The sequence below is a fragment of the Streptomyces sp. NPDC015144 genome (genome assembly GCF_043079735.1).
GTDB lineage: Bacteria > Actinomycetota > Actinomycetes > Streptomycetales > Streptomycetaceae > Streptomyces.
The window spans coordinates 437,075-460,926 of record NZ_JBIBUU010000002.1; the positions used below are offsets into that span (position 1 = coordinate 437,075).

Genomic DNA, 23,852 nt, shown 5'->3' on the forward strand with positions numbered 1-23,852 from the left:
GTGGTGGGCGCGGGCCCGGTCCGGGTCAGCCGGAGACGAGGCGGGCCGGCTGGATGCCCGAGACGAGGGTGGCCAGGGCCTGGTCGATGTCCGGGCCGAGGTACCAGTCGCCGGTGTGGTCGATGCTGTAGACGCGGCCCTCGGTGTCGATGGCCAGTACGGCCTGCCCGTCGCCCTCCTCGCCCAGGGGGCTGACCTCGGTCTCCAGGGCCCGGCCGAGGTCGCCGAGGGTCCGGGCCAGGTGGAGTCCGCTCAGCGGGTCTATGCGTACGGGGGCGGGGGCGATCTGGCGGCCGGGGGCGGAGGCGGTGATGTGCAGCCCGCCGAATTCGGCCCAGGCCTCCACGGCGGCCGGGAAGACCGCGTGCCGGTGGCCGGCGGGGGAGACGTGCGAGCTGAGCGTGTCGGCCCATTCCTCGGCCCGGCGGATGTCCCAGCGGCCCGGTTCCCAGCCGGCGGCGCGCAGGGCGGCGTCGACGGCGACGGGGAAGCGGGTGGTGGTGTTCCGGTCGCGTCCGGCGGGGCCCGTCTGTGCGGGCAGGTCGGTTCGGTCGTGCATCGGCGTGCGGTCAGCCCTTCTCGGCGGTGGTCGTGGCCGTGGGCGTCGTCAGGTCGACGGGGCGTACACCGAAGTGGGCGAGCATGGCCGTGCAGGAGCGGCACGGGGGCGCGTAGCTGCCGTGCAGGGGGTCGCCGTCCTCGCGGATGCGCCGCGCGGTGAGCCGGGAGTGCTTGAGGGCGCGCCGGGCTTCGCCGTTGGTCAGCGGCTTGCGCTGGGCGCGCTTGGAGCGGGTGGACTCGGCGGCGGTGAGCTGCCGGGAGAGGAGTATCGCTTCGGGGCAGCGGCCGGTGAACCGTTCGCGCCGGCCGCTGGGGAGGGTGTCCAGGAAGTCCTGGACGAGCGGGTGGAGTACGGGGGGCTGGTCGCCCTTGCCCGCGGTGCAGGTCAGTGTTTCGCCGCGTACGGAGAGCGCTGCCGCGACCGCGGGCAGGATGCCGTCGCGGCGGTGGATCAGCCGGGGTGTCCGGCTGCCGTCGGCGCTGCTCCAGCTGAGGCGCGGATCTCCGGATGTGACTGTTTGTGCTGTGTGCATTGGTGCTTTCCCTCCCGTGCCGGCAGCGGTAGCTGCGCGATGTGCACGCCCCCGAGTTGCGGTGACAGCCTGCCAAATGTCCGGGCTGGTGTGGAAGCTGGGGCGGGTGAAACGTGCCTTCGTGTCGCGCGGGGAGCGGCTTCGTGGCGCGTGCCGGGGTGGTTTCGGGCGGGGGCCGGTGCCGGGCGCGTCGCTCGTCCGTCACGCCGTTGTGACGGTTGGTGACGGTTGTGGGGAGGGGCGGGTAGGACAGGTCACATGGGCGGGACCGGCCCTTGCGTCACCGCATAGGCTGTGCCGGGACCGCCGCTCTCGGGCGGGCCGGTCCCTCACCAGCCAGACGCAGCAGGGGGCAACCGCCATGACGACAGGTCGGCTCGGTCAGCAAGCCGCGCCACCGAACGCGGCCTACGCCGGGCAGCTCGTGCATTTCCCGGACCCGGTCCGGGCGTCCCGCCACCCCGGCGGTGTGCGTATGGACGGGAACGGCAGCCCGGTCTTCACGCCGTACGCGCGTGCCGCCGCCGAGGTCGCCGAACCGCCGCAGGGCTTCGGGGTCGACGAGCTGCGGCTCACCGACTACGTCTCGGCGAACGCGGCGCTCGCGGCGAGCGGCCATGAGCTCTGGGACACGATTCCGGCGGTCGCCACCCCGCACGGCTGGACCTGGCACCACGTGCCCGGTGGCCGGCGGATGGAGCTGGTCCCGGTCGAGGTGAAGGCGCTGCTGCGGCACCATGCGGGGCTGGCCGGTACGGCCGTCGACCACGACAAGCGGGGTACCCGCCCGTTGCAGGAGACCCGGCCCGCGCACTTCCGGCTGCCGAAGGGCGCCGTCGCGGTGAGCGAGTCGCAGGTCCTGGGGGTGGAGGAGGACCTCGGTTACCGGTTGCCGGGGGCGTACCGCTCGTTCCTGAAGGCGGCGGGCGGTGCGGCGCCGGTGGGCGCGGCGCTCGACGCGGAGCTGGGGCTCCTGGTGGACCAGCCGTTCTTCACGGTGCGCGAGCAGGCCGGGGTGAACGACCTGGTGTACGTCAACAAGTGTCTGCGCGACCATCTCACGAAGGACTTCCTGGGCGTCGGTTTCGTCCAGGGCGGCATCGTCGCGGTGAAGGTGCGGGGTGACGGCGTGGGTTCGGTGTGGTTCTGCGCCTATGACGACGCCCGGGACCGGGACGGCTGGTCGGTGCAGGACCGGGTGGGCCGGCTGCTGCTGCCGTGCGGTGCGGATTTCGACGCCTTCCTCCAGCGGCTGGCGGGCAATCCGCCGGAGCTGGAGACCGTGGCGAACCTGATGGTGGACGGCGGCTTCGCGCGGGCCGTCCCGGTGGAGGGGTGAGCGCGATGGTGACTTTTGCGCAGGCGCAGGAGCGCGCGGACGAGTGGATCAACGGGGACGTTCCGGCGTACCAGCACCGTGAGGTGCGGGTGCGGGAGTTCGAGCTGGGCTTCGTGGTGTGGGGCGAGGACCGGGCGGAGGGCCCCGTCTCGGACGGTGGCAACCAGCGTCTGGTGATCGCCCGGGACAGTGGTGAGGCGACGCTGTGGCCGGGGCTGCCGGTGGGTGAGGTGATCCGGCGGTACGAGGAGGAGTACGGGGCGCGGGCCGAGGCGGCGGCGGCCGCTCCGGAGCCGCCGCAGCGGATCGATCTGAATCAGACGTCGTTCCTGTTGAGCCCCCCGGAGTGGCTCCAGGAGGCGGCGGACAAGCTGGGCATCCCGGACCGTCGCGCTGAGGGTGCGCCGGCGGGCGGCGGGCCGGGTTCGCAGGGTGGGCAGCCGGCGTATGAGCCGACCGCCAACGACGGTGTTCCGGCAGGTCCGCCCCCGGCGCCGGTCCCGCCGGTGGCCCCGGCGGCGGCTCCGGCGGCGCCGCCCCCGGTTCCGGCGGGTGTGCCGGACGGGTCGACCCCGTGGGCCGGTACGGACACCAATACGGGTGCGGACTCCGACGACGCGGAGGTGCCGCTGCCCGCGACGGTGTTCGCGCCGCCGCTCTCCGGTGCCGATGACGAGAACACGCCGCCGCCGGTGGTGCCGGCCGACGCCCCGACCGCCCTGATGTCGGGGGGCAGTCAGCTTCCCCGGACCGCGCTGGTGCCGGGTCTGCCGTCGCCGGAGAGGCCGGGCGGGCCGGGTGGTCCCGGTGCGCCGGGCGGTCAGGGAGGTCCGGGTGCGCCGGGGGTTCCGGGTGCGCCCGGGGCCGGGGGCATCGCGGACGCGACCACCGGCAAGGCCGCCGTGGCTCCGCCCGGTCCGCGTGGTGGCGCCGTACCTCCGCCGCCTCCGGGCGCGCCGGGGGTTCCTGGGGCGCCGGTGCCGCCGCCCTCGGGGCCGGGTGCGCCCGGTGCCCCGGCGGGCGGGTATCTGCCGACCCAGCTCGCCCCGCAGATCGGTGCGCCGGGTGCGCCGGTGCCGCCGCCGGGTCCGCCCGGTGCGCCGGGTGCCTCGGTGCCGCCGCCGCCCGGTTCGACGCCGCCGCCCGGCCCGCCCGGTGCCGTGCCGCCTCCGCCGCCCGGTGGCGGGGTGCACCATGCCGCGACGATGCTGGCCAACCCGAGCATGGGTGGCCCCGGTGGGGTGCAGCCCCCGGGCCCGCCCGGTCCGCCCGGTGGAACGCCGCCGCCTCCGCCCGGTGCGACGCCGCCCCCGCCGCCCGGTGGCGGGGTGCACCACGCGGCGACGATGCTGGCGGACCCGAGCATGGGTGGCCCCGGTGGTGTGCGGCCCCCGGGTCCGCCCGGTGCGACGCCGCCGCCCGGTGGCGGGGTCCATCAGGCCGCGACGATGCTGGCCAACCCGAGCATGGGTGGCCCCGGTGGCGTACAGCCCCCCGGTCCGCCCGGCCCGCCCGGTCCGCCCGGTGCCCCCGGCCATGTGCCGCCGCAGGGTCCGCACACCCCGCCGCCGCCCGCGTACGGGTACCCGCAGCAGCCCCCGTCCGGCCAGCCGACCGTCGGCCCCGGCTACCAGGCCGTGCTGCGCTACCGCGCGCCCGACGGCAGCGAGCAGCAGCTGATCCGCCGCTCGGCGCCCGGCACCCCGCACCCCGAGTGGCAGATGCTGCACGAGCTGCGGGCGATGAACGTGCCGCCGCAGCAGGTCATCGAGCTCCACACCGAGCTGGAGTCCTGCGAGCTGCCCGGCGGCTACTGCGCGCGCATGATCCGTGAGACGTGGCCGCAGGTGCGGATCACCAGCGTCGCCCCGTACGGCACCGACCACGCCAGCCGCCAGCAGGGCATGCAGCACCTCCTCACCCACCAGGGTGAGCTGCACCAGGTGGCGGACGGTCCGGCCCGTCCGGCGCCGGTCCGCGCACCGCTCCCGCAGATGCCGGCCGCGCCGGTGGTGCCGCCGGAGGCCGTCGCGGAGGAGCTGCTGCAGAGCTTCGGGCCGCAGGGCATCCTCCGTTTCGACCAGCGCGCGGTGTCCCGTCAGGGGGTGCCCGAGACGGTGGCCCGGGCGCTGGTGTGGGCGGGGCTGCCCGCCGATTTCGGGCCGTTCTTCTGGGCGCAGCCGGGCCAGCCGGTGGTGCCGACGCTGGGCGAGCTGGCCCAGCAGCGTCAGGTGCAGGCCGCGCCCGACGCGGGCTCGTACCTGGTGATGGGGTCCGATTTCGGCCGGGCGATCTGTGTCCAGTACGGGACGGCGAACATCGTCGCGGTGCCCGTCGAGGCGGGTCCGGGCGGGCAGTCGGTGCCGCCGCAGTTCGTGAACACCGGGCTGCCGGAGTTCCAGCGCTCGATGGCGTTGCTCGGCCGGATGTGGCGGTTGCGGTTCGGGCTCACCCCGGAGCAGGCGGGTCGCTGGACGGTCGACTTCCAGGCCCAGTTGATGGCGCTGGACGCGGCGGCGCTGGCGTCGCCGGAGAGCTGGTGGTCCGTGCTGCTCGAACAGATGTGGGACGGACTGCTCTGATCGCAGGCCCTGCGGGCCTCGTGGGGCTCTGAGCCATCCGCGTACGGCGCCCGGTCCCCGGAAGGGGCCGGGCGCCGCGCTCTGTGGTGTCCATGGGGCTGTGATGCCTGTCGCTTCTGTCTGTAAAGCAGATGATCGATTCCGACTTATGGTCCGATCTGCCGCATCCTTGACGTGTCGCTGATGGTCGCAGAGTCGGAAAGAGGCTTCACGCATGAGTTCTGTACCGGTGTCCGCGCACGGCTTCGTCGGTATCGGTGTACGGGGACGCGGCTACCGACCGGAGCAGGTGGACCGGGCGGTGTCCGCGCTCTCGGCGGAACGGGACGAGGCCCTGGCCGAGGTGGACCGGCTGACCGCCCTGGTGGCCGAGATGTCGGCGGAGTCGGTCCGGCTGGCCGAGGTCGTCGCCACGCTCGCTCCGCAGACCTACGAGTCGCTGGGCGAGCGGGCCCAGCAGATCCTGGCCCTCGCGGAGGGCGAGGCGGCGAGCGTACGGAGCGCTGCCCGGGACCGGGCGCAGGAGCTGCGGGACGCGGCGGAGGCGGCGGGCCGCGAGGTCCGTGCCGTGGCCGGGAAGGCCGCCGAGGCGATACGGGCCGAGGCCCTCGCGTACGCGGAGGCCACGCTGACCACCGCACGGGAGACGGCCGACGCGGCGGTGGCCGAAGCCCGCGAGGAGGCCGCCGGGGTGCGGGAGAAGGCGCGCGCCATGATGGCGGAGACCGTCAGCCGCACCGCGAGCGTCCTGGCCCACCAGGAGCAGGAGCACACGGAGCGCCTGAAGACGGCCGAACGCGAACTCGCCGACGCCGAGGCCGAGCAGACGGCCCGCCACGACGACCTCACCGAGCGGGCCGAGGCCCGGCTGGCGGAGGCCCGGCGCGCCCTCGCGGAGACCGAGGAGGCCGCCCGGCACGGCCAGGAGGACGCCGAGGCGCGCGCCGCCGAACTGATCGCCGGGGCCAGGGTCCGCGAGGAACGGGTGGTCCGGGAGACGGAGCGCGTCGTGCGCGAGCACGACGAGAGCCGCGAGCAGCTCCACGCGCACATGGCCCACGTACGCAACGCCCTCGCCGCCCTCACCGGCCGCGTCACCGCCCCGGTGGACGAACTCCACAACTGACCCCGGCCGCAACGCACTGCGCGCCCTCCTCCCCCCGCCGCGCCGTGTCCTGCCCCGGCCCGTCCCGAAACCGGGCCGGGCGGATTCGGTGTTCCGGGTTACGGGACGGCCGTGGCCTTCCTACGCTGGACCGGCCGACTCCGGTGCGCCTCCCCGAGGGGGCGCGGAGTCGGCGGAGCAGGCAGGGCCGCGTATCCGACGGCGGCCGTGGGTGCGTATGGCGTGGGGGTGTTGACCCGTGCGGAGAGTGCCACTGTGGGCGAGACGGCGAATCTGGGGCGGCGCGTTCTGCGGGAGCTGCGGTGGCGCCGTGAACGGGGCCGGGTGGAGCTGGAAACCGCGATGGCGCCTCCGGATGTGGAAGCTGATCCGGCGAACGGCGACGCGACGCCGCGCCCCCACCGGAACGGGCGTGCCCTGCGGAAGGACGCCGAGCTGTCGGCGGAGCTAGTGCTTCCCGAATCCCGAGTCCCGAGCTTCGGGAGGGGGCCGGTTCACTCTTTCGTGGGCGCGGAAACGGGCGCGGGCCCGGGGCTTGAGCTTCGGGCTTCGGGGGCCGGGATTCGGGGTTCGGGATTCGAGCGGTGTGTTCCAAGTGGTTGGTTTTTTGGGTGGGTTGGGGAACCCCACCCACCCTCCCGTACCCGTCACGGCCAGCAAGTATGACTAATTGTGATCAAGTTGCGGCGCAGAGTCGCGCCCGTTTACGGTGCGAACGAAACGACCCCGGCACAGTGTTGGAGCACTGCCCGGGGTCTGACCCCAAGATCGCAACCAAGTAGAAAGCCGATCCCGTGGCTGTTTCCGAGCTTATCTCCGACCCTTGTGCGCCCGCAGCTCCGCGCGTTGCCCCGCCGAAGGCGAGGCCGGGTTACGGGAAGCGTTCCGTTCCGGAGGAACGACCGCCGTGTGAGGCCGACTTCGCGTCGTTGCCGGTGCGTGAGCGGCACATTGCGGGTTATGTGGAGGCGTTGGCGGAGGGTGCGGCGATGGATATCAAGTCGCTTGCGAAGTCTCTGCCGTTGTACGGGCAGATGGCGGTGGGCAGTGCGTTACGGGCGCTGAGTGTGGCCGGTCACCTGCGCCGGGGTCGTTGCGTGAGTATCCAGGACGGTCAGGTCCGTTGGGTCACGCGTACGTTCTGGTCGCGGGTCGCCCACGACAACGAGTGGTGGACCGCCTTCCTCGCCGCCGAGAACCACCGAGCCACCCAACAGCCCAACCCCCAGGCCCCCGCCGCCGCTCCTTCGGTGCCCGCTCCCGCTTCCGTACCCGTACCTGCTGCGCAGGTCCCGCAGCCGCGTGCGGCGGAGCCGGTGCCCCCGGTTCAGCCGCAGCCGCAGATTCAGGCTCAGTCCTGGTCCCGCCCGGAACCCCAGCCTCGACTCCAGCCCGGACCTTTGCCGATGTCCTGCCCGCAGTCGCAGGGTGGTGTTCCCTCGCCCGCGTTCGTGGCGTTGGCGCGGTTGGGGCGGGTGGACTCCCGTCTGGCGCTTTCGGCGGCGGACTGTGCGGGGTTGGAGGGGCTGGTGGTCGAGTGGTTCGCGCGGGGTGTGGATGCCGATTATTTGACCCGGGCCCTGACGGCAGGGCTTCCCGATGCGGTCGGGTCTCCCTTCGGGCTGGTGCGCCGCCGTCTCCAGGACAAGCTTCCGCCCCACCTGCCCGCGACGCCCGTTCCGCCCGTACCGGCGGAGGCCCCGGTGCGCCGGGTGATGCCGGAGTGCACCGAGTGTGGCGTACCGGGAAGGCCCGAAGCCTTCCGCGACGGACTCTGCCGTCCCTGCCGCGAGCCCGACCCCACCCCTGAGAAAATGTGACAGTTGGCCCCAAGTGTCATGTAAAACGTGAGGCAGGGGTGGAACCCCGGTCAAGCGGGTGGTGCGACCGGGGACACCGTGCCGAGCCACTGTTCGGCGCCCCATGCCTCGTACCGCTGCGCCTCGGTGAAGCCCAGCTTTGCCGCGAGGCGCATCGAGCGGGCGTTGGCGGTCTGGGTGCGCAGCGCCACCGTTTCGCCGGGAAGCGCTTCGGCGAACCAGCCGAGCACCGCCGCGCACGCCTCGCCGGCGTATCCCTGTCCCCATGCCTCCGGGAGGAACAGGTAGCCGAGTTCGGCCTTCCCCGAGCCCGGTTCGGGCTCGTCCCGGTGTTCCGTGGTGCGTCGGTTGAGTTCGACGGTGCCGATCATCGTTCCGTCGAGCTCGACCACGAAGAGGCCGGGCCGCCTCTCGGGCTCCTCGGGCAACGCGCGCTCGCACTCGTCCCGGGGCCGGTGTCCGCCGATGTACGTGCCCACCTCCGGCGAGCTGAACAGTTCGACGAACATCGCACGGTCCCGGGGCTCGGGAGCCCGCAGCACGAGCCGCTCGGTCCTGATCGGAGCGGGTGGCCAGACAACGGATTTCGGTTCGGTCATGCGCGGGAATCTACCGAAGGCCCCGCCGGACGGTACTCGTGCGGAACGCGGACGTATCCGAGGGGGTCTGTTAAAGTCTCCGCCGACTACGAGCCTCCCTGGCCCGGATGAAGACATCCGCCGGGGAGGCTTTTTCCGTACCCGTACCCGTACCCGTACCCGTACCCGTACCTGTACCTGTACCCGTACCCGGACACGGAGGCCGCGGTCGAGGGCCTCCGACTTGAGGAGAGTCCCGTGCCCGACGTATCCGTCCGCCTCGCCAGCAGCGCCGACCGCGCCGTGGTGGAGCGGCTGTGGCTGATGTTCCGCCATGACCTCTCGGAGTTCGACGGTGTGCTGCCCAACGCCGACGGAACCTTCCGCGGCGAACGGCTCCACACGGCCTTCTCCGACGACCCCGACTGGGCGCCCTACCTCTTCACCAGCGGTGACGGCAGCCCGGCCGGGTTCGCCTTCGTCCGGAACCTGACCGCCGCGACACGTGTGCTGAACAGCTTCTTCGTGGTGCGCGGGGCGCGGCGGGCGGGGACCGGGCTGCGCGCCGTACAGGAGATCGTGGCCCGGCACCCCGGTCCGTGGGAGATCGCGTTCCAGGACGCCAACACCGCCGCGGTGCGGTTCTGGCGCCGTGTCGCGACGGAGATCGCCGGCGACGCGTGGACGGAGGAGCGCAGAGCGGTTCCCGGCCGGCCCGAACTGCCGCCCGACGTCTGGATCTCGTTCGACTCGTCCGCCGCGTAGAGCCGCTGATCACCGACGCGTTCGTCGGCCCATCACGGCGGAGGACCTGCCGAGGGTCCATCGAGCGGACCGGGGCCCAGTTCCGTGCTCGGCAGGCGGCGCCAGTCCCGTTCCGTGCGGGCCGGTGGCCTGCGCCGCCTCGCACCGACCCGCCCTTGGCTCGGGGCAGCCGGGAGCACGGTACCGGCTCCGCCGCGTGGCAGCCGGGGCGGTCAGTGCGGGTCGGCGGGGATCGGTGGGGCGCCGGCCAGGATGCGGGGCTCCTCGCCCTGGTAGACGCGGCGGGCGGCGGGGGCCGTGTTGCGGGGGAGCACCGTGCCCAGGAAGCCCGCGAGGAAGCCCGCCGGGATGGAGACGAGCCCGGTGGTGGTGTACGGGAACCAGTTGAAGTCGTGGTCGGGGAAGACCGACGTGGGCGAGCCGGACACCAGGTTCGTACCGGTGATCAGCACCAGCACCGTGACGGTGCCGACGACCAGGGTGCAGATCAGCCCGGTACGGGTGAAGCGCCGCCAGAACATGCTGTACACCAGCGCCGGGGCCAGCGCCGACGCGCCGACGCAGAACGAGAGCGTGGCCAGGGCCTGCACGTTCCAGTGCCGGGCCACCACGGCGAGGGCGATGGCGATGATGCCCACGACGATCGCCGAGATCTGTGCCGTACGCATCTCGGTACGGCCCGTCATCGGTCCCCGGCCCGGTCGGCGGGTTCCGCGCAGCCCGTGCGCGAACAGGTCGTGGGCCAGGGAGTTGGCGCAGGCCAGGATCATCCCGGCGACCGAGGCGAGCAGCGTCAGGAAGATCGCCGTCGTCATCGTCGTGATGATCAGCGCCCCCATCCGCGTACCGTTCGCGACCTCCCCGCTGATCTGGAGGATCGCGCTGTTCCCGGAGGCCCCGGCGGCGGTGATCCCCTCGTGGCCGACGAGTGCCGCCGCGCCGAAACCGATGACCACCAGCAGCAGGCAGATCGTGGCGACCGTACCGACCGCCCATGACATCGAGCGGCGGACGGCCTGCGTGGAGCGGGCGCTCGACATCCGCATGGTGACGTGCGGGAGACAGGCGGCGCCGAGGACCACGGTCAGTTCGGAGCTGACCATGTCGAGCCCGCTGCCCTCGAACTGGAGCCCCGAACTCAGGAACGCGGCCCCCGCCCCACTGCTCTGCCGGGCGGCCGAGAGCAGCGAATCGGTGCTCCAGTCGAACCGGTTCATGATGAGGACGGCGATGCTGAAGGCGGCCACGAGAAGGACGACGATCTTCACGATCTGGATCAGCGACGTGCCCTTCATCCCGCCGATCGCCGCGTAGGCGATCATCAGGATGCCGAGGCCGATGATGGCGCCGGTCCGGAAGCCCGAGGTGTCGAAACCCAGGATGAACGCGAGCAGATCGCCGCTGCTGGCCAGTTGGACGACCATCATCGGGACGAGCGCGGCGATCGTGGCCGCGCAGGCGGTGACCCGGACCGCGCGGCCGGGGGAGCGGCGCACCAGCACGTCGCCCATGGTGAACCCGCCGGTGTTCCGGAGCGGCTCGGCGAGCAGGAACATCAGCAGGACCAGCGAGAGCGTGATGCTCAGGGCGAGGATCGTCCCGTCGTACCCGGTGAGCGCGATGATGCCGGTGGTGCCGAGCACCGTGGCGGCGGACAGGTAGTCGCCCGCCAGGGCGAGCCCGCTCCGTACCGGGCCCAGCGAGCGGGAACCGGTGTAGAACTCGCCGAGGTCGTCCCGGTCCGGGCCGGTCATCACACAGAGCAGCAGCGCCACGGTGCCGACCGCCAGGAAGGCCACCAGGGACATCGACTGCGCGGAGTTGTCGAATCCGTTCACCGTGCGGCTCCCGCTCTGCGGATACGGGCGGCGAGCGGGTCGACCGTGCGCCGGGCGGTCCGCTCGTACACCACCAGGGCGAGGACCGTCACCGGGAGCTGGAGGACGGCCAGCGCCATACCGGCATTGAGGCCGCCGAATAGCGGGGTGGCCATCGCGTCCTTGGCGAACGCCGACAGCAGCAGGAAGGCCACGAAATAGCCGAGCGCGGTCAGCGTCGCGATCCGCCGCAGCGCCCGGTACGCGGTCCGCAGCCGGCGCAGGTCGCTGTGGCGGCCCGGGACGGGGGCGGCGGGCGCCGGAGCGGTGGACGGGTCGGCCAGGGGGTCGGGCGGGGCCGGAGCGGTGCTCTGCCAGGGCAGCAGGTAGTCGGCGCGCTGGGGGGACGGGGACGGGTTTCCGTGCGACATCGGGGTGCTGCTCCTTGCGTGGCTCGGGTCCTGGTCGGGGACGGCAAGGCAGGAGTGCGGTGCGGTCGGAAGCGTGAACCTTACTCGCCAGTACGGCGGTTGGGGAGTGTGTGAAGCGAATTACCTCTGGTATTGGCTCAGTTGAGCATCCGGCGGTGAACGGAAGGTGGCCCCGGGGCGGGACGGGGGACCGCTGCGGGGCGGTCGGTGCACCCCTGGGGGGAGTCCCCTACAAGGGCTCCACCCAGGGGCCGAGACCCTTAGGGGTGGCTCCTCAGTTCTGGGCAGGGGCCGTTCCTCCCGGCGGAGGACGTGGCCGGGACGGCTGATTCCTTACGGTGTTCTTACGCCGCGAGGAGCGGCTGGAGCCCGCCGCGGACATGGCGGGCCCGGGGGGACGGGCGGGGGAGACCCCGCCCGGGGGATGGGCCGGACGCGCAGGTGTCGGGCTGTTTCCGGCACCTGATTCCGTACGCGTACCGAGCCGTTCCCGGCATCGGCCGACAGAGGAGAAATATCGTGACAACGGCGGTAACCGTTCCCAGCCGTGGGGGTGTCGCGGGACGCACGGCCGTTGCCGCGCGGGCGCGGCAGGTCGTGAAGGCCTACGGGGCGGGGGAGACCCGGGTCGTCGCGCTCGATCATGTCGATGTGGACATCGTCCGGGGAGAGTTCACGGCGATCATGGGCCCGTCCGGCTCCGGGAAGTCGACCCTGATGCACTGCCTGGCCGGTCTGGACACCGTCAGCGCGGGCCAGATCTTCCTCGACGAGACCGAGATCACCGGCCTGAAGGACAAGAAGCTCACCCAGCTCCGCCGCGACCGGATCGGCTTCATCTTCCAGGCGTTCAACCTGCTGCCCACGCTCAACGCGCTGGAGAACATCACCCTGCCGATGGACATCGCCGGCCGCCGCCCCGACGCCGCCTGGCTCCAGCAGGTCGTGGACACCGTCGGGCTCACCGGACGGCTGAAGCACCGGCCCACCGAACTCTCCGGCGGCCAGCAGCAGCGCGTCGCGGTGGCCCGTGCCCTGGCCGCCCGGCCGGAGATCATCTTCGGGGACGAGCCGACCGGGAACCTGGACTCGCGGGCCGGGGCCGAGGTGCTGGGCTTCCTGCGCCGCTCGGTCGACGAACTGGGCCAGACCATCGTCATGGTCACCCACGACCCGGTGGCCGCCTCCTACGCGGACCGGGTCCTCTACCTGGCCGACGGGCGGATCGTCGACGAGATGCGCGACCCGACCGCCGACCAGGTCCTCGACCGGATGAAGGACTTCGACGCGCGCGGGCGGACCTCATGACCGTCTGGAAGACCTCACGGCGGAACTTCCTCGCCCACAAGGGACGGATGGCGCTCTCCGCCGTCGCGGTCCTGCTGTCGGTGGCGTTCGTGTGCGGCACGCTCGTCTTCACCGACACCATGAGCACCACCTTCGACAAGCTCTTCGCCGCGACCTCCGCCGACGTCACCGTCGGCCCCCGCACCGCCGAGGACGAGGACCTGATGGGGCCGCGCGGCGGCAAGCCCGCCACCGTCCCCGCCTCCGTCGTCGAACGGGCCGCGAAGGCCACCGGCGCGAAGAGCGCCGAGGGCGCGGTCACCAGCATGTCCGTCACCGTCGTCGACAGCCACGACAAGAACATGGGCTCGACCACCGGCGCCCCGACCATCGCCGGCAACTGGACCCGCAACGACCTGCGCTCGATGGAGATATCCTCCGGCCACGCACCGCGCGGCCCGACCGAGGTCATGGTCGACGCCGACACCGCCGACAAGCACCACCTGAAGCTCGGCGACGAACTGCGCACCATCACCCCCCACGGCGACATCCGGGCACGGATCAGCGCCATCGCCACCTTCCGGATCACCAACCCCGGTGCCGCCGTCGTCTACTTCGACACCGCCACCGCGCAGCGCATGCTGCTCGGCCGGGACGACGTCTTCAGCCTGGTCAACGTCACCGCCGACACCGGCGTCCCCCACGAGCGCCTGAAGAAGGACGTCGCCACGGCGGTCGGCGACCAGGGCGCGTACGAGCTCCGGACGCAGAAGGAGGCGGCGGAGGCCAACAAGGACTCCATGGGCTCCTTCCTCGACGTGCTGAAGTACGCCATGCTCGGCTTCGCCGGGATCGCCCTCCTCGTCGGCATCTTCCTGATCGTCAACACCTTCTCCATGCTGGTCGCCCAGCGCACCCGCGAGATCGGCCTGATGCGGGCCATCGGCTCCAGCCGCAAGCAGGTCAACCGGTCCGTGCTGGTCGAGGCGCTGCTCCTCGGCACCGTCGGCTCGCTCCTCGGGGTCGGCGCGGGCATCGGCCTCGCCGTCGGCCTGATGAAGCTGATGGGCGCGGTGGGCATGGAGCTGTCCACCGAGGACCTCACCGTCGCCTGGACGACCCCGGTGACCGGCCTGGTGCTGGGCGTCGTCGTCACCGTCGTCGCCGCGTACTTCCCGGCCCGCCGGGCGGGCAAGGTCTCGCCCATGGCCGCGCTCCGCGACTCCGGTACGCCCTCGGACGGCCGCACCGGCCGCGTCCGGGCCGCGCTCGGGCTGGTCCTCACACTGGGCGGCGGCGCCGCGCTGGTCGCCGCGGCACGGGCCGACGACGCGGGCCGCGGCTCGCTCCCGCTCGGGGTGGGCGTCCTGCTCACCCTGGTCGGCTTCATCGTGATCGGCCCGCTGCTCGCCGGGTTCGTGGTCCGGGTGCTCAGCGCCGTGCTGCTGCGGGTGTTCGGCTCGGTGGGCCGGCTCGCCGAACGCAACGCCCTGCGCAACCCGCGCCGTACCGGGGCGACCGGTGCCGCCCTGATGGTCGGCCTCGCGCTGGTCGCCTGCCTCTCCGTGGTCGGCTCCTCCATGGTCGCCTCGGCCACCGAGGAACTGGACCGCTCCGTGGGCGCCGACTTCATCGTCCAGTCCGCCGGGGACGGCTCCCCGATCGTGGACCAGGCGGCGAAGGCCGTCACCGCCGTACCCGACCTCGAACACATCTCCCGCTACCGCAGCGTCGAGGCCCGGGTGACCGCCCCCGACGGCACCACCGAGAAGCAGGGCCTCTCCGCCGTCGACCCCACGTACAAGGACGACCTGCGCCGCGAGACCGTCTCCGGTGAACTCGCCGACGCCTACGCCCCCGGCGCCATGTCGGTCGGCGAGGGCTACGCCGCGAAGCACCACCTCAAGGTCGGCGACCGGCTCACCGTCGCGTTCCGGGACGGCAGGACCGCGAAGCTGCGGATCGGCGCGATCACCTCGGACGACGTGAACATCGACAAGGGCGCGATGTACACCGACATCCGGACCGCCGAACGGTACCTCCCCGCCGACGCCATGCCGCAGGACGTGATGCTCTTCGCCAAGGCCGTGGACGGCAAGGAGAAGGAGACGTACGCCGCGCTCAAGACCGCCCTCGCCAAGTACCCCCAGTACGTGGTCCGCAACCAGGCCGACTACAAGCAGGAGCTGAAGGACCAGATCGGCCAGCTGCTGAACATCGTCTACGGGCTGCTGGCGCTCGCGATCATCGTCGCCGTGCTCGGTGTGGTGAACACCCTGGCCCTGTCGGTGGTCGAACGGACCCGCGAGATCGGCCTGATGCGCGCCATCGGCCTCTCCCGCCGCCAACTGCGCCGGATGATCCGTCTGGAGTCCGTCGTCATCGCGGTCTTCGGCGCCCTGCTCGGCCTCGGGCTCGGCATGGGCTGGGGCACCGCCGCCCAGCGGCTGCTGGCCCTGGAGGGGCTGGACGTCCTGGAGATCCCGTGGCCGACGATCCTCACGGTCTTCGTCGCCTCCGCCTTCGTCGGCCTGTTCGCCGCACTGGTACCGGCGTTCCGGGCGGGGCGGATGAACGTCCTGAACGCGATCGCCGCCGACGGCTGAGCCGTACGATCCGCGTAGACTGGCCGCATCCGGCCCCGGGGTGTTCCTCCAAACACTCCGGGGCCGGATCGCGTGCGCCCCTGTGGAGCAACGGAGTTCGGCCACCGCGTTGCACGAAGCTGCCGCGACCGGTGCAGCATGCTGACACCAAGGCCCCTGCTGCCGCGCCCTTGCCGCTGGCATCGTCGTCGTGCCGGGACACCCCCGGCAGGACGACACCGCCGAAGGGGACACACGTGTTCAGTTCTCCGTTTTCATGTCGGCCCGCCCGCGTGACCCGTACCGCGGCCCTCGCCCGCACCGCGGCCGTCACCGGGATCGCCCTCGCCGGGCTCCTGTTCGGCGCCGCCACCGCCTCCGCCGCCCCCGTCCCCGGGGACGCGACGGGCCGGCCGGAGGCCGCGCAGGGCACCGCGCGGGCCTGCGAGAGCGTGGAGGCCGCCCTCGCCGGGCTGCCGGTCTCCGTACCGGTCCCGGTGTGCAAGCTGGTCAACGGCTGGGACTAGGACCGCGGCCGATGCGGTTCCAGCTGCTCGGGCCACTGACCCTCGCCGACGGCCCCGAATCCGTGGTGCTCCAGCCGTCCAAGCCGACCATCCTGCTGGCGGCGCTCCTCCTGCGCGCCAACTCCGTCGTCTCCGCCGACTACCTCCAGCGCGCCGTCTGGGGCGAGGAACAGCCGGTCACCGCCAAGGCCGCGCTCCAGACCTGCGTACTCCGGCTGCGTCGGCTCTTCACCAAGCACGGCGTGACGGAGACGGTCATCGAGGCGGTCCCCGGCGGCTACCGGATCACCGCCGAACCGCACACCCTCGACCTGCTCGGCTTCCGGGAACAGGTGCGCCGCGCCGTCCTGCTCTCCCACGACCCGGAGGCCGAACTCCTGCAACTGAAGGACGCGCTGTCGCTGTGGCAGGGCGCGCTGCTCGCCAACGTCCGCTCCGACGTCCTGCACCGGGACGAGGTGCCGCGGCTGGCCGAGGAGCGGCTGCGCAGTGTGGAACGGGTCTGCGACCTGCTGCTGGGGCTCGGCCGGCACGGTGAGGCGCTCGTCGAACTGTGGACCGCTACGCGCGTATACCCGGGGCACGAGCGGCTCCACGAGCAGCTGATCGAGGCGCTGTACCGGACCGGGCGGCAGACCCAGGCGCTCGCCGAGTACCGGCGGGTCAAGGAGTTTCTCCTGGACGAGCTGGGGGTGGACCCCTCGCCCGCCCTCCAGCAGCTCGAACTCGCCATCCTGCGCGGCGAGGACCTCGGCCCCGGGGCGGCGATGGGCGTGCTGGAGGGGACGGTGATCGCGCCGGGGGAGCGGGGGCCCGTGCCGGTGCGCGAGGTGTCCGTGGTGCGCGACGGTACGGCCCTGACCCCTGCGGCTTCCGCGGTCCAGGCGGCCTTCCCGGTGCCCTGGGCCGCCGTGCCCCGGCCGGTGCCGGACTTCACCGGGCGGGAGGCCGAGACCGCCGCGATGGCCGCCCGGCTCACCGCGTACGCCGCCGACACCGGGGCGGGCGGGGACCGGCAGCCGCCCATCATCCTGGTGTCCGGGGCGCCCGGCGTCGGCAAGTCGGCCCTCGCCCACCACGTCGCCCATCTGGTGCGGGACGCCTTCCCCGGCGGGCGGGCGGTGGTCACGGCGACCCGCCCGGACGGCGAGGCCCGCCCCGCCGCCGACCTGGCGGCCGAGGCCCACGCGGCCCTCGGCACGGGAGGTACGGGAGGTACGGCAGGCGTCGGCGGTACGGGGGGCACGAGCGGTACAGGCGGTACGGGCGGTTCGGGCGAGGCGGGCGGGGCGCGGGTCCTGCTGGTGCTCGACGACGTCGTGGACGCCGACCAGGTACGCCCGCTGCTGCCCGCGCTCGCCCAGGCCCGGGGCGCGGTGGTCGTCACCAGCCGGATGGGGCTGGCCGGGCTGGTCGCCACGCACGGCGGCTGGGTGCACCGGCTCTCGGTGTTCACCGAGCCCGAGGCGTACGCCCTGCTGGTCTCCGTCCTCGGCGCCGAACGCGTCGAGGCGGAACCGGAGGCGGCCCGCCGACTCTCCGGGCTGTGCGGACACCTTCCGCTCGCCCTGCGCATCCTGACGGCCCGGCTGCTCACCCGGCCCGCGCTGTCGCTCGGCGACGCCGTCGACTGGTTCGGCGACGACCCGCTGGCCCGGCTCGTCCTCCCCGACTCCCCGAGCCTGTCCGTCCCCGCCGTCCTCGACGGGGCGCTGGCCCGGCTCGACCCGAGGCTCTCCGAGGCGTTCCACCGGGCCGCGACCGGCACCGGGCCCGCCTTCACCGCCGACGACGTCCCCGGCACCCCGGAAGCGGTGCTGGAACGGCTCGCCGACGCCGGGCTGCTGGAGGACGGCCCGCCAGGCCCGTACCGCATCCACGAACTGCTCCGCGCCCACGCGCGGAGAACCGACCAGGAACGCATCCGCCGCACAGAGAAGGTGTGACCCCCATGGCCGAGACCGCCGCCACCACCGAGCGCGCCCCCGACGCCGCGCCGACGGCCGACCCCGCCGCACCGGCACCCGCGACCGCACCGGAGTCCGCACCGGCACCGGCGTCCGCGTCCGCCGGGCCCGAACCCGCCTCCACCGCATCGGTCTTCGACACATTGGCCGGGACCCGGCCGCGGATCCGCCGCGACGTGCTGTTCACCGAGACCCCCGGCGGGGTCCTCTTCCACAACGCCGACGGCGGTTTCCACCTGGCCGGGCGCACCGCCTACCGCTTCGCCTCCCTCGTCGTGCCCCATCTGACCGGCCACCACCGGCTCGCCGACCTCTGCTCCGGCTTCGGCCCCGCCCAGCGCGCGATGGCCGCGGAACTCGTCCGGACGCTCTACGCCCGGGACTTCGCCCGCGACGTGCCCGAGGCGGCCGGCGGACCGGCCCCGGTCGACGACGACGTGGCCGAGCGGTTCGCCGCCCAGATCGCCTACATCGACCACTACACCGACCGGGCACCGGAACGGTTCGCCCGTTTCCGCGCCACCCGGGTCGCCGTGCTCGGCGACGACGAGATCGCCCGCTGGTGCGCGCTGAGCCTGCTGCGCAACGGCTGCGTACGGATCGGTACGACCGCCGCGTTCGACGACGTCACCGCCGAGGCGGAGCAGGCGGCCGCCCACGCCGCCCGCATCACCACCGGAACGGGAGACGGGACCGGGACCGGAGACGGCACCGGCGCCGACTGGGCCGCGCTGGACGGGTACGACGTCGTCGTGGTGACCGGTGCCGGTGCCGGTCCGCGCACCCACCGGCTGCTGGCCGCAGGGGTGCCCGAGGGCCGCACCCTCATCCCCGCCTGGCTCTTCGCCGAGCGCCTGGTGGTCGGCCCGCTGGCCACCGCCACCTCCACCGGCTGCTGGTCCTGCGCCGTGCTGCGCCTGGGCGGCAACGTGGACGCGGGCGCGGCGGCCGAGCTGTGGGGCGCGGCGGCCGGGGCGGTGCCCGCCGCCACGGACACGGTGGACGGGCCGGTCGCCGCGATGGTGGGGAACCTGCTGGGGTACGAGATCTTCCGCCTCACCACGGGCGTGCTGCCCGCCGAGACCGACCGCCAGGTCCTGATCCAGGACCTCGCCTCGCTGGACGTCATGGCCGAACCGGTCGCCCCGCACCCCCGCTGCGCGCGCTGCGCGGAGGCGGCCGCGCCGGAGCTCGCCGGGGCGCTCCCGGACGGGCCGGCCCTGCCGGTGACCGCGACCGTGGAGACCGCCCGCGACGCGGAGGAGCTGGTCGAGGAGCTGAACCGGATCAGCGCGTCCATGGTCCGCCCGCACACCGGGATCTTCCGGAGCTGGGACGACGAGGCACTTACCCAGACCCCGTTGAAGCTCAGCCGGATCGAGGTGGCCCTCGGGGCGGGACGGCGCCGCCGGATCGCCGCCTTCGACGTCCACCACCTGGCGGGGGCGCGGATGCGGGCCCTGTACGCGGCGGCGAGCGCCTACGTCGAGCACGTGGTGCCGCCCGCCGGGTCCTCCTGCGAAGGCGGTGCGGGCCGGGTCCTCGGGCCGGACGCGCTGACCACCGGAGGCGGCACCGGGGCGGTCCCGGACGCCTGGACCACCGTCGCCTCGCTGACCGGCGGGGAAGCGGCCCGGGTGCCCGCGGCGGCCGTGCGGCCGTTCGGCCCGGACAACCGGGGGCGGCTGCACCTCGCGTCGGTCGCCGGATCGGGCGCCGGGGCCGACGCGCGGGAGGCGGCGGGCACCGGGCTGATGTCCGCGCTGGCCCACGACGCCCTGCTGCGGGCGGTGCGCGGCGCCACCGAGGTACGCCCGGTCGCGGCCGACGGCGACGACCCCGAGCTGGTCTTCCTGCTGAAGTCCGCCGCCAACCTGGACCTCCCGGTGGACCTCCTGGATCTCGGCGAACCGGCCCGCACCACCGCCCACGTGGTGCTGGCCCGCGAGGCGGACGGCGGGGGCGCCCGGGGCCGGTGGGCGGTCGGCGCGGGGCTCTCGCGCCGGGCGGCGGCCTGCGCGGCGCTGCGGGACCTGCTCGGGCAGGCGCAGCTGGCCGCCGAGGACCCGGCCGGCGCGGTCGACACCGGCGACCCGCTGGTCGGGGACCTGGCGGCGGGCAGCGTCGGGGTGACCGGGGCACCGGTCGCGGTGGACGGGCCCGACACCACCTTCGACGCGGTGCTGGACGCGCTGCGGGCAGCCGGCCGGGACGCTCTGTACCTGCCGACCACCCCGGCCGACCTCGCGGCGGGCGGCATCAGCACGGCCCGGGTGCTGCTCACCGTCGACGGCGCCGTGCCGGACGCGGGCGGCGCCGCCGGGAAGGCGGGCGGCACCGATGCCCGTTGACGCCCCGGTCCGGGAGGCCCCCGTACTGTCCGGGACCGCGCGGGCCCTCGCGGCGGCGCTCCGGGAGGCGCTGGCCCGGTACGGCACCCCGCCCCCGCTGGACGTGGCCCCGCTCGGGGTGCGCGACGCCTTCGCCGATGTGCCGGAGGCGGCGGACACGTACGGCGGGGACAGTGGGAAGGCGGGCGCCGTGCCCGTGCGGTTCTACGGGCGGCACGCCGTCGTCGGCCCGTTCGCGCCGGACGACGGGGCGCCGGGCTGCGCGCGGTGCCTGGAGCGGCGCTGGCAGGCGGTCCGCTCCGTCGCCCTGCGCGAGGCGCTGGAGCTGGGCTCCGGCACCCGGGCGGCCGGGGAGTCCCCGTACCCCGCCCCGTTCGCCGTGCACGCGCTGGCCGGGCTGGTCGCGGCCCGGCTGGCCGGGGAGGGCCCGCGCACCGGCGGCCGCCCGGCGGTCCACCTGGTCGACCTGGCGGAACTGACGGTCCGGCACTACCCGTTGGTGCCCGACCCGGAATGCCCGCGCTGCGGCACCGTCGAGGCGGACACCCCCGAGGCGGCCGCACTCGTACTGCGCCCCGCGCCCAAGCGCCGCCCCGGCGGCTTCCGGGTCCGGGACATCGAGGCGTACGACCTGCCGGTCGAGCCCTACGCCAACCCGGTGTGCGGCTCGCTCGGCCCGTCCGTCGTCCAGGACGTCTCCTCCACCTCCACCTCCGCCACGATCGGCTGCTTCTCCATGCGCTCGGGGGAGTACCTGCGCGAGACCTTCTGGGGCGGACACGCCGACACGTACGCCGAGTCCATGCGGATCGGAGTGCTGGAGGGGCTGGAGCGGTACGCGGGCATGCGCTCGCGGGCCAGGCGGGCCGGGACGGCCGACTCGCTGGACGCCCTGCGGGCCCGGGGCGAGCACGCCCTCGACCCCCGCACCTGCGGGCTGTACGCGGACGCCTTCCACCGCGCCAACCCCCGCGTCGTCCCCTTCGCCCCGGACCGGCGCATCCCCTGGGTGCAGGGCTGGTCGCTGCGCGACGGGCGCGCGGTCCTGGTGCCGGAGATCCTGGCGTACTACCACGCCCCCGGGCTGGAGAACCGGTTCGTCCAGGAGAGCTCCAACGGCTGCGCCTCCGGCGGCTGCCTGGAGGAGGCCGTCTACTTCGGGCTGATGGAGGTCGTCGAGCGGGACGCCTTCCTGCTCGCCTGGTACGGGCGGGCCGCGCTGCCGGAGATCGACGCCGCCACCAGCCGCCGCCCCGCCACCCGGCAGATGATCGACCGGCTGGAGATGTACGGCTACGAGGCCCGCTTCTTCGACACCCGGATCACCTTCCCCGTCCCGGTCGTCACCGGGGTCGCGGTCCGCCGCGACGGCGGTGACGGCCTGATGTGCTTCGGCGCCGGGGCCGGGCTCGACCCGGAGGCGGCGCTCGCCGGGGCCCTGTGCGAGATCGCCACCGACGCGGTCAACCTGCCGCACCGCACCGCACGCGAACGCGACCGGCTGCGCGCCATGGCCGCCGACTTCGACCGCGTCGAGGCGCTCCACGACCACCCGCTGGTCTACGGGCTCCCCGAGATGGGCCACCACGCCGACTTCCTCCTCGGCGCCCCGGGCGCGCCCCGCCCGCCCCGGCTCTCCTTCGACGAGCTGTACGGGGACGGTCCCGCGGCCGGACGCGGGAACCGGGCGGTGCTCCCGGTCTCCGACGACCTGCGCACCGACCTGAACCGGTGTGTGGACGCCGTCACCGCAGCCGGGTTCGACGTGATCGTCGTCGACCAGACCATGCCCGAACAGCGCGGGCTGGGCCTGACCACGGTCAGCGTCCTGGTGCCGGGGCTGCTGCCGATCGACTTCGGCTGGAGCCGGCAGCGCGCCCTCGGCATGGACCGGCTGCGCACCGCGCTGCGCGCCGCCGGACTGCGCGAGGACGACCTGACCGACGCCGACCTCAACCCCGCCCCGCACCCCTTCCCGTGACCGAGGAGCCCGCCATGGGGTACGCCCATGAATACGCCACCGCGATCCTGCACCGCGGCCGCATCCCGATGGACCCCGCCGACTTCGTGCCCAACTGGTCGGACGGGCCCCGCAAGACGAAGTTCTACCCCGGCACCGACAGCCTCCCGCTGCCCGACTGCGGCTACCCGGCCGACGCCGACCTGGACCGGGGGCTGGCCCGGGACGCCCACGGGGAGGGCGCCTTCGACCTCCCGCTGCTGTCCGGGATGCTCCGCGACTCCTACGGGCTGACCGGCCGCCGCCTCGGCGTCCAGGCCAACACCGACCTGAACGCCCTGCCGTTCTACCCGCTCGCCAACTGGTCCCGGGGCACCGCCTCCGGCGGCGGCCTCTACCCCGTCGCCGTGCACTGGGTCTCCGGGCCGGGCGCCCCCGTACCGCCCGGGGTGCACTACTACTCCGTCCGGCACCACGCCATGCGCCGGCTGCTGACCGGCGACGTGACCGGCGAGGTGCGGGCGGCGCTCGGTGACGGGGCGCCGGGCCCGGACACCGACCAGTACCTCGTCCTGTCCATCAAGTACTGGCAGAACGCCTTCAAGTACAACAACTTCTCCTTCCACGCCGTGACCATGGACCTCGGCGCCTGCCTCCAGACCTGGCGGATGTGGGCCGGGGCGCGCGGGCTGTCCGTCGAGCCCGCGCTCTGGTTCGACGAGGAACGGCTCGGGCGGCTCCTCGGCGTCGACACGGCCGAGGAGGGCGTCTTCGCCGTCGTCCCGCTCCGGTGGACCGGTGCCGGCCCCGCCCGTACCCCTGCCCCGGCCGCCCCGGTGGCCGTCCGCCACCGCGACCGGGAACGCTCCCGTACCGTCCTCGCCTTCGACGCGCTCCGCCGGATGCAGGCCGTCACCGCCGCCGGGGCCACCGACCGCCCCGACCCCGCCGCCCTCGCCCCGGCCGCCGCGCACCCGCCCGTGCCGGACCGGCCGGTGACCGAGCTGCCGACCTGCCCGCCGCTCGCCGTCGACGTCCGCACCGCACTCCGCGAGCGGCGCAGCAGCTTCGGCCGGTTCGACGCCCAACGCCCCATGTCCGCCGAACAGTTGGCGTCCTGCCTGGCGGCCTCGGTGGCCGGGTCCGTGATCGGCGGGGACACCGGCGGGCAGCGGCTCGCGAAGCTCTACGCCTTCGTCGGACACGTCGAAGGAATCGAACCGGGGGCGTACGAGTACGACCCCGAGGCCCATGTGCTGCGCCTGGTGAAGGCGGGGGCGCCGGGCGCCTTCCTCCAGAAGAACTACTTCCTGTCCAACTACAACCTGGAGCAGGCCGCCGCCGTACTGGTGCCGACCGTCCGCACCGACGCCGTCCTCGACGCCGTCGGGGACCGGGGCTACCGCCTGGTCAACGCCACCGTCGGGGCGATCGCCCAGACCACGTACACCACCGCCTCCGCCCTCGGCGTCGGCTGCGGTGTCGCGCTCGGCTTCGACAACATCTCGTACATCGAGGAACTCGGCCTCGACGGCACCGGCGAGGCCCCGCTGCTGATCATGATGATCGGCAACGAGCGGCCCGCCCCGGCCGACTTCCGGTACGAGATCGCCTGAGCCCGTG

At 73.9% G+C, this 23,852-nt stretch carries 16 protein-coding genes; 11 read left to right on the forward strand and 5 right to left on the reverse strand.

Translation table 11 applies throughout. From position 1 onward, the window contains the following. Window positions 1-25: 25 nt before the first annotated feature. Both ACF08W_RS06060 and ACF08W_RS06065 read right to left on the reverse strand, forming a co-directional pair. A complete protein-coding gene (locus tag ACF08W_RS06060) occupies window positions 26-559 on the reverse strand; it encodes an SUKH-3 domain-containing protein (protein ID WP_352276885.1) in 534 nt (177 codons plus the stop codon). Window positions 560-569: 10 nt separating this feature from the next. After that, complete coding sequence (locus tag ACF08W_RS06065) at window positions 570-1,094, reverse strand: YwqJ-related putative deaminase (RefSeq protein WP_352276887.1); 525 nt, start codon at window positions 1,092-1,094, stop codon at window positions 570-572. Window positions 1,095-1,455: 361 nt separating this feature from the next. Between ACF08W_RS06065 and ACF08W_RS06070 the strand changes: the two genes are divergently transcribed. The 3 genes from ACF08W_RS06070 (at window position 1,456) to ACF08W_RS06080 (ending at window position 6,141) form a co-directional block, all read left to right on the forward strand. Beyond that, window positions 1,456-2,433 carry an SMI1/KNR4 family protein gene (locus ACF08W_RS06070; protein WP_352276889.1) on the forward strand — a complete coding sequence of 326 codons (978 nt, stop codon included), beginning with the start codon at window positions 1,456-1,458 and terminating at the stop codon, window positions 2,431-2,433. A 5-nt stretch (window positions 2,434-2,438) separates the two neighbouring features. Further along, window positions 2,439-5,015: an SUKH-4 family immunity protein gene (locus tag ACF08W_RS06075; RefSeq protein WP_392278567.1), complete on the forward strand. Its 2,577-nt coding sequence runs from the start codon at window positions 2,439-2,441 to the stop codon at window positions 5,013-5,015. Window positions 5,016-5,229: 214 nt separating this feature from the next. Further along, window positions 5,230-6,141 carry a cellulose-binding protein gene (locus ACF08W_RS06080; RefSeq protein ID WP_392278568.1) on the forward strand — a complete coding sequence of 304 codons (912 nt, stop codon included), beginning with the start codon at window positions 5,230-5,232 and terminating at the stop codon, window positions 6,139-6,141. A 1,870-nt stretch (window positions 6,142-8,011) separates the two neighbouring features. On the opposite strand, the gene ACF08W_RS06085 is transcribed toward ACF08W_RS06080, so the two are convergent. After that, on the reverse strand, window positions 8,012-8,560 hold the full coding sequence (locus tag ACF08W_RS06085; protein WP_352276894.1) for a GNAT family N-acetyltransferase: 549 nt from the start codon (window positions 8,558-8,560) through the stop codon (window positions 8,012-8,014). A 237-nt stretch (window positions 8,561-8,797) separates the two neighbouring features. Here ACF08W_RS06085 and ACF08W_RS06090 point away from each other — a divergent pair, with 237 nt between their 5' ends. Then, window positions 8,798-9,304 (forward strand): GNAT family N-acetyltransferase, encoded by a 507-nt coding sequence (locus tag ACF08W_RS06090; RefSeq protein WP_392278569.1) that lies wholly within the window; start codon window positions 8,798-8,800, stop codon window positions 9,302-9,304. A gap of 212 nt (window positions 9,305-9,516) precedes the next feature. On the opposite strand, the gene ACF08W_RS06095 is transcribed toward ACF08W_RS06090, so the two are convergent. Together ACF08W_RS06095 and ACF08W_RS06100 are read right to left on the reverse strand one after the other, a co-directional pair. After that, window positions 9,517-11,142 carry a cation acetate symporter gene (locus tag ACF08W_RS06095; RefSeq protein ID WP_392278570.1) on the reverse strand — a complete coding sequence of 542 codons (1,626 nt, stop codon included), beginning with the start codon at window positions 11,140-11,142 and terminating at the stop codon, window positions 9,517-9,519. Then, window positions 11,139-11,552 carry a DUF485 domain-containing protein gene (locus ACF08W_RS06100; RefSeq protein WP_385206708.1) on the reverse strand — a complete coding sequence of 138 codons (414 nt, stop codon included), beginning with the start codon at window positions 11,550-11,552 and terminating at the stop codon, window positions 11,139-11,141. The genes ACF08W_RS06095 and ACF08W_RS06100 overlap by 4 nt, the downstream gene beginning before the upstream one ends. Window positions 11,553-12,071: 519 nt before the next feature. Here ACF08W_RS06100 and ACF08W_RS06105 point away from each other — a divergent pair. From ACF08W_RS06105 to ACF08W_RS06135, 7 genes are all read left to right on the forward strand, one after another. Then, a complete protein-coding gene (locus ACF08W_RS06105; protein WP_392278571.1) occupies window positions 12,072-12,860 on the forward strand; it encodes an ABC transporter ATP-binding protein in 789 nt (262 codons plus the stop codon). Beyond that, window positions 12,857-15,445 (forward strand): ABC transporter permease, encoded by a 2,589-nt coding sequence (locus tag ACF08W_RS06110; protein ID WP_392278572.1) that lies wholly within the window; start codon window positions 12,857-12,859, stop codon window positions 15,443-15,445. Before ACF08W_RS06105 ends, ACF08W_RS06110 begins: the two co-directional genes overlap by 4 nt. Window positions 15,446-15,717: 272 nt before the next feature. Beyond that, entirely contained in the window at window positions 15,718-15,951 is a 234-nt protein-coding gene (locus ACF08W_RS06115) for a hypothetical protein (protein ID WP_392278573.1), read from the forward strand. Between the two features lie 11 nt (window positions 15,952-15,962). Beyond that, window positions 15,963-17,897, forward strand: coding sequence for a BTAD domain-containing putative transcriptional regulator (locus tag ACF08W_RS06120; protein ID WP_392278574.1), 1,935 nt, complete (start codon window positions 15,963-15,965; stop codon window positions 17,895-17,897). 5 nt (window positions 17,898-17,902) lie between these two features. Next, window positions 17,903-20,269: a TOMM precursor leader peptide-binding protein gene (locus tag ACF08W_RS06125; RefSeq protein WP_392278575.1), complete on the forward strand. Its 2,367-nt coding sequence runs from the start codon at window positions 17,903-17,905 to the stop codon at window positions 20,267-20,269. Then, on the forward strand, window positions 20,259-22,250 hold the full coding sequence (locus ACF08W_RS06130; RefSeq protein ID WP_392278576.1) for a TOMM precursor leader peptide-binding protein: 1,992 nt from the start codon (window positions 20,259-20,261) through the stop codon (window positions 22,248-22,250). Before ACF08W_RS06125 ends, ACF08W_RS06130 begins: the two co-directional genes overlap by 11 nt. Before the next feature lie 14 nt (window positions 22,251-22,264). Next, window positions 22,265-23,845, forward strand: coding sequence for a nitroreductase family protein (locus tag ACF08W_RS06135; protein ID WP_385206693.1), 1,581 nt, complete (start codon window positions 22,265-22,267; stop codon window positions 23,843-23,845). Window positions 23,846-23,852: the final 7 nt, after the last annotated feature.